The following is a 1,844-nucleotide window of genomic DNA, read 5'->3' on the forward strand; positions in this document are numbered from 1 at the left end:
TAGCAACCTGTGGCTAGCTTCCTAGTTTGCTCTTTGATTTTCATTGAGTATCACTCCACTGTGACTTATGGTCAGATGCTGATACTTTTATTCTTTTATGCAATATCAAATTTTAACTGGCCTGCTTTAACACCAATCTTAAGTGTGCTGCCTGCCTCTAATTCTCCCTTGAGAAGAAGTTCTGCTAACTTATCTTCCACTTCTGTTTGTAGGGTTCTGCGAAGTGGACGAGCTCCCATCTCTGGGTCATATCCTTGATTTGCCAACAATTTCAGTGCGGAAGCTTGTAATTTCAAGTCAATGCCTTTTTCAGCTAAACTTGCCACTAAAGGCTTGACCATAATCTTCACTACTTCCTGCATATGGTCACTAGACAGGCTATGGAAGACCACCTTTTCATCAATACGGTTGATAAACTCCGGTCTATAAGCTTTTTTCAGCTCTTCAAACATGCGTTTTTCCATATTTTCCTGATTAAAACGAATATCCTTAGCCCCAAATCCGACAGTCTTGTCATCACGAAGGGCTGTCGCACCAAGATTTGACGTCATGATGATAATAGTATTTGAAAAGTCAACCTTGCGTCCCTTGCTATCTGTCAAGACACCGTCATCCAAAACCTGCAAGAGAACATTAAAGATGTCTGGGTGGGCCTTTTCTACCTCGTCAAAGAGGAGAACGGAATAGGGTTTGTTGCGAACCTTCTCGGTCAACTCCCCACCTTCTTCATAACCCACATAACCCGGAGGAGCTCCATTGAGACGGCTGGCTGCGAATTTCTCCATATACTCACTCATATCAAAGCGGATAAGGGCTGATTCATCGTCAAAAAGAACTTCTGCCAAAGTCTTAGCCAATTCGGTCTTACCGACACCTGTAGGTCCTAAGAACATAAAAGAACCAATCGGACGCTTGTGACTGCGAATTCCTGACTGATTACGGCGAATCGCACGGCTAATGCTTGAAACAGCTTGATCTTGCCCAATGACACGTTTGTGGAGTTCGGCTTCCAAGTTCAAGTATTTCTTAGCATCTGTTTGCGTCAATTTTTGAACAGGGATACCTGACAAACGACTCAAGGTAGTCAAAATATCAGCCTCTGTCACCAAGTCTTTATAGACAGGCACTTCCTCTTCTTTTGCGATTAGCTGGGCTGCCTGTTTCCACTTACCATCCATCAAGGCCTTGTCAGCTGGACTCAAGTCAGAATCGTCTGCTTTTACATGCTTTGATTTATTTTGCACTGTTGCTGCTGCCTCATCCAAGAGATCGATAGCAGAGTCTGGCAAATGGCGACTGGTCAAGTAACGATGAGCCATCTTGACCGCTGTTTCAACCGCTTCATCTGTGATTTGCACACGGTGATGTTTCTCATAAGTCGCCTTCAAACCTTGCAAAATGGTCATGCTGTCTGCAACACTTGGCTCTTCAATCGTTACTTTAGCAAAACGACGAGAAAGGGCAGCATCTTTTTCGATATGTTTTTGATATTCTTCCTGAGTGGTGGCACCAACCGTTCTCAAAGTTCCACGCGCCAAGGCTGGCTTCAAGATATTGGCCGCATCCAGAGTCGAATCAATCCCGCTCCCAGAACCCATGATGGTGTGGAGTTCGTCGATAAATAGAATTACTTGACCATCTTCTTCAATATCCTTGATGATATTGTTCATGCGCTCTTCAAAGTCACCACGGAAACGTGTCCCTGCAACGACATTCATCAAATCAAGCTCTAACACGCGCATCTTAGCCATTTCCGCAGGTACATCACCACTAGCAATACGCTGGGCAATACCAAGCGCCAGAGCAGTTTTCCCGACACCAGCATCCCCAACCAAGACAGGATT

General features: G+C 44.7%; 1 protein-coding gene. It reads right to left on the bottom strand.

Annotated features, from left to right (window positions below; genetic code table 11):
• Positions 1-95: 95 nt before the first annotated feature.
• The coding region (locus WKI42_RS10270; protein WP_368081871.1) for an ATP-dependent Clp protease ATP-binding subunit at positions 96-1,844 on the bottom strand (1,749 nt) is incomplete at its 5' end.

The sequence above is a fragment of the Streptococcus pseudopneumoniae genome (assembly GCF_038148935.1).
Classification (GTDB): Bacteria; Bacillota; Bacilli; order Lactobacillales; family Streptococcaceae; genus Streptococcus; species Streptococcus pseudopneumoniae_U.